1 protein-coding gene is annotated in these 428 nt (G+C 70.3%); it reads left to right on the forward strand.

The window, feature by feature from the left end:
* Positions 1-428 (forward strand): ketoacyl-synthetase C-terminal extension domain-containing protein (locus KCH87_RS48525; protein ID WP_282613098.1); only part of this gene is annotated, 428 nt, incomplete at both ends.

The following is a 428-nucleotide window of genomic DNA, read 5'->3' on the forward strand; positions in this document are numbered from 1 at the left end:
CTGTGGCTGGGGTCGGTGAAGTCGAACATCGGGCATGCGCAGGCTGCTGCGGGTGTGGCGGGTGTGATCAAGATGGTGGAGTCGATGCGGCATGGGGTGTTGCCGCGGACGTTGCATGTGGGTGAGCCGACGCCGCATGTGGAGTGGGAGGCCGGGCGGGTGCGGCTGCTGGCCGAGGCGCGGGAGTGGCCGGAGGTCGGGCGCCCGCGGCGGGCGGGTGTGTCGTCGTTCGGGATCAGCGGTACCAACGCGCACGTGATTCTGGAGCAGGCTCCCGTCGAGGAGCCGGTGCAGGAGGCCGAGTGGCCATCACAGGATTCTGGGTTGCCGGTGGTGTGGCCGGTGTCGGCGAAGACGCCGGTCGCGCTCAGGGTGCAGGCGGCACGGCTGGCCGCGTATGTCGGTGAGGCGGGTGACGGTCTGGACGT

It is taken from the genome of Streptomyces sp. GESEQ-35 (genome assembly GCF_017948485.1).
Lineage (GTDB): Bacteria > Actinomycetota > Actinomycetes > Streptomycetales > Streptomycetaceae > Streptomyces.